Genomic DNA, 4374 nt, shown 5'->3' on the forward strand with positions numbered 1-4374 from the left:
ATGCCGCCGTTGCCGTCGCTGATGGTGTAGTCGTAGCTGGCCGTGCCCGTGAAGTTCGGGTTCGGGGTGAATGTGACGTTGCCACCCACGAGACTGACCGTGCCACCTACCGGGTTGGAGACGGCCGTCACCGCGAGGGTGTTGCCGGTGTCCGGATCGGTGTCGTTGGCCAGCAGGGACGCCGTGGTCATGACCACCGGGGTGTCTTCAGCGGTGCTGAAGCCGTCGTCGTTCGCCGTGGGCGCGTCGTTGACCGCCGTGACGTTCACCGTCACCGTGGCAGTGTCGGTGCCGCCGTTGCCATCGCTGATCGTGTACTCGAACGTGGCCGCGCCGGTGAAGTTGGGGTTCGGTGTGAACACCGCGTTGCCACCGACGATGACGACCGTGCCGCCCACCGGGTTGCCCACGGACAGCACCGTGAGGGTGTTGCCCGCATCCGGATCCGTGTCGTTGCCGGCCAGCGTCGCCAGCGAGATCGACACCGGCGTGTCCTCGGCCGTGGTCGCCGTGTCGTTGTTCGCCGTCGGCGCATCCTGCACCGGCGTGACGTTGACCGTGACGGTGGCCGTGCTGGTGCCGCCATTGCCGTCGCTGATCGTGTACTGGTAGCTGGCCGTGCCCGTGAAGTTCGCGTTGGGGGTGAAGGTGACGTTGCCGCCCGCCAGGCTGACCGTTCCGCCCACCGGGTTGCCGACACCCGTCACGCTCAGCGTGTCGGCCGCGTCGGGGTCCGTGTCGTTGGCCAGCAGGCTGGCCGTGGTCATCACGACCGGCGTGTCTTCCGAAGTGCTGAAACCGTCGGCATTGGCCGTCGGTGCATCCTGCGCCGCCGTGACGTTCACCGTGACGGTCGCCGTGTCGGTGCCGCCGTTGCCGTCGGAAACCACGTACTGGAAGCTGCCCGCCCCGGTGAAATCCGGGTCCGGGGTGAACACGATGTTGCCGCCGACGATGGCGACCGACCCTCCGATCGCGGAGCCTACCGCCATGACACCCAAGGTGTCGCCGGCATCGGGGTCGCTGTCGTTGCCCAGCAAGGTCGCCGGTGCGATGGAGATCGGCGTGTCTTCGGTCGTGCTCACGCTGTCGTTCACGGCGCTCGGCGGGTCCTGCGCCGGCGTGACGTTGACGGTCACCGTGGCGGTGGAGGTGCCGCCCTGCCCGTCGCTGATGCTGTAGTCGAAGGTCGCGGCGCCGGTGAAGTCCGGGTTCGGCGTGAAGGTGACGTTGCCGCCCACCAGGCTGACCGTGCCGCCCACCGCGTTGGAAACGCCGGTGACCGTGAGCGTGTCGCCCGCGTCGGGATCCGTATCGTTCGCCAGCAGGGACGCCGTCGTGAGCGTGACCGGAGTGTCCTCGGCCGTGGTGCGGATGTCCGCACTGGCGGTCGGCGCGTCCTGCGCGGCCGCGACGGTCACGGTCACGGTGGCGGTGTCGCTGCCGCCCTGGCCGTCGGAGATGGTGTAGTCGAAGGTCGCTGTCCCGATGAAATCGGGAGCCGGCGTGAAGACCGCGTTGCCGCCGACGATGGTCACCGTGCCCCCCACCGCGTTGCCCACGGAGACCACCGTGAGCGTGTCGCCGGCGTCGGGATCGGCGTCGTTGCCCAGCAGGGTGGCCAGCGGGATCGATACCGGCGTGTCTTCGGTCGTCGCCGCCACGTCGTTCGCGGCACTCGGCGCATCCTGCACCGGTGTCACGTCGACACTCACTGTCGCGGTGTCCGTACCGCCCTGCCCGTCGCTCACCGTGTAGACGAAGCTGCCGGTGCCGGTGAAGTCCGGATCCGGCGTGAACACGATGTTGCCGCCGACGATGGCCACGCTGCCGCCGATCGCGGAGCCGACGGCCGTGACGCCGAGGGTGTCGCCGTCCGCGTCGCTGTCGTTGCCCGTCAGCGTCGCCGGCGAGATGGTGACGGGCGTGTCCTCGGCCGTCGTCACCGAATCGTTGGTCGCGCTCGGCGGGTCCTGCACCGGCGCAACGTTCACGGTGACGCTGGCGCTCGAGACGCCGCCCTGGCCGTCGCTGATCGTGTAGGTGAAGCTGCCCGCACCGGTGAAGTTCGGGTCGGGCGTGAAGGTGACGTTGCCGCCGGCCAGGCTGACGGTGCCGCCGATGGCGCCGCCGACCGAGCTGACGGCCAGGACGTCGCCGATGTCCGGGTCGACATCGTTGGCCAGCAGGCTCGACGTCGGGATGACCACGGGCGTGTCCTCCGCGGTGCTCACCACGTCGTTGATCGCCGCGGGTGGATCCTGCACTGCGACCACGTTCACTGTCACGGTGGCGGTGTCCGTGCCGCCGTTGCCGTCGCCGAGGGTGTACTCGAAGGTCGCCGCGCCCGTGAAGTTCGGGTTCGGCGTGAAGACCGCATTGCCACCGACGATGGTGACCGTGCCGCCCACCGGGTTGCCCACGGCCGTCACCGTGAGCGTGTCACCGTCGGGGTCCGTGTCGTTGCCGGCCAGGGCGGCCAGCGAGATCGAAACCGGCGTATCTTCGGTGGTCGCCGCCGTGTCGTTATTGGCCGTCGGCGCATCCTGCTGGGGCGTCACGTTCACCGTGACCGTGGCGGTGCTGGTCCCGCCGTTGCCGTCGCTGATCGTGTAGTCGTAGCTTGCCGCACCGGTGAAATTCGGCGCCGGCGTGAACGTCACGTTTCCGCCCACGAGGGTGATCGTGCCTCCGACCGGGTTCGAGACGCCAGTGACCGCCAGCGTGTCGCCGGTGTCGGGGTCGGTGTCGTTGGCGAGCAGGGACGCCGTGGTCATGGTGACCGGCGTTTCTTCGGCCGTGCTGAAGCTGTCGCCGTTGGCCGTGGGCGCGTCCTGCGCGGCGGCGACGTTCACCGTGACGGTGTCAGTGTCGGTGCCGCCATTGCCGTCGGAGATCGTGTATTCGAAAGTGGCCGGCCCCGTGAAGTTCGGGTTCGGCGTGAAGACCGCGTTACCGCCGACGATGCTCACCGTGCCGCCGACGGGGTTGCCGACGGCCGTCACGGTCAGCGTGTCGCCGGCGTCCGGGTCCGTGTCGTTGCCCAGCAGGCTCGCCAACGGGATGGCGACCGCAGTGTCTTCGGTGGTGCCGGCGGTGTCGTTGTTGGCGGTCGGCGCATCCTGCTGCGGCGTCACGGTGATCGTGACGGTTGCGGTGCTGGTGCCGCCATTGCCGTCGCTGACCGTGTAGTCGTAGCTGGCCGTACCGGTGAAGTTGGGGTTCGGCGTGAAGGTGACGTTGCCGCCCACCAGGCTGACCGTGCCGCCCACGGGGTTGGCCACGCCGGTCACGCTCAGGGTGTCGCCGGCGTCCGGGTCCGTGTCGTTGGCCAGCAGCGACGCCGTCGTCATCGTGACCGGGGTGTCCTCCGCGGTGCTGAAGCTGTCGGCATTGGCGGTGGGCGCGTCCTGCGCCGCCGTGACGTTGACGGTGACGGTGGCGGTGTCGGTTCCGCCGTTGCCGTCGCTCACCGTGTACTCGAACGTGGCCGAGCCTGTGAAGTTCGGGTCGGGGGTGAAGACGGCGTTGCCGCCGACGATGACGACCGTGCCGCCGACCGCGTTGCCCACGGCCGTGACCGTGAGCGTGTCGCCGTCCGGATCGGTGTCGTTCCCCGCCAGCGTGGCCAGCGGGATGCTGACCGGCGTGTCCTCGGTCGTGCTGGCCGTATCGTTGCCGGCTGTCGGTGCGTCCTGCTGCGGCGCCACGTTGACCGTGACGGTGGCGGTGCTGGTGCCGCCGTTGCCGTCGCTGATCGTGTAGTCGTAGCTGCCGGTGCCGGTGAAGTTCGGGTTCGGGGTGAAGGTGACGTTGCCGCCGACCAGGGCGACGGTGCCGCCGACCGGGTTGGACACGGCCGTGACCGTCAACGTGTCACCGGCGTCGGGATCGGTGTCGTTGGCCAGCAGGCTGGCGGTGGTCATGACCACCGGCGTGTCTTCGGCGGTGCTGAAACTGTCGTCGCTGGCCTTCGGCGCGTCCTGCGCCGCGGTGACGTTGACCGTGACGGTCGCGGTATCGGCGCCGCCATTGCCGTCACTGACCGTGTACTCGAAGGTCGCGGCACCCGTGAAGTTCGGATCGGGCGTGAAGACCGCGTTGCCGCCGACGATGGTGACCGTGCCACCGACGGCATTGCCGACGGCCGTCACCGTGAGCGTGTCGCCGTCTTGGTCCGTGTCGTTGCCGGCCAGGGTGGCCAGCGGGATGCTGACCGGGGTATCTTCGGCCGTGCTCGCGGTGTCGTTGTTGGCCGTCGGGGCATCGTTCACGGGCGTGACGCTGATCGTGACCGTTGCGGTGCTGGTGCCGCCGTTGCCGTCGGTGATCGTGTAGTCGTAGCTGGCCGTGCCCGTGAAGTTGGGGTTCGGC

General features: G+C 69.2%; 1 protein-coding gene. It reads right to left on the minus strand.

Translation table 11 applies throughout. The annotated features are described in order from the left end of the window. A partial coding sequence (locus WG902_RS22440) for a beta strand repeat-containing protein (protein WP_340062446.1) occupies nucleotides 1-4374 on the minus strand: 4374 nt, incomplete at both ends.

This window comes from Ramlibacter sp. PS3R-8 (assembly GCF_037572435.1).
In the GTDB taxonomy this organism is placed as follows: Bacteria; Pseudomonadota; Gammaproteobacteria; order Burkholderiales; family Burkholderiaceae_C; genus Ramlibacter.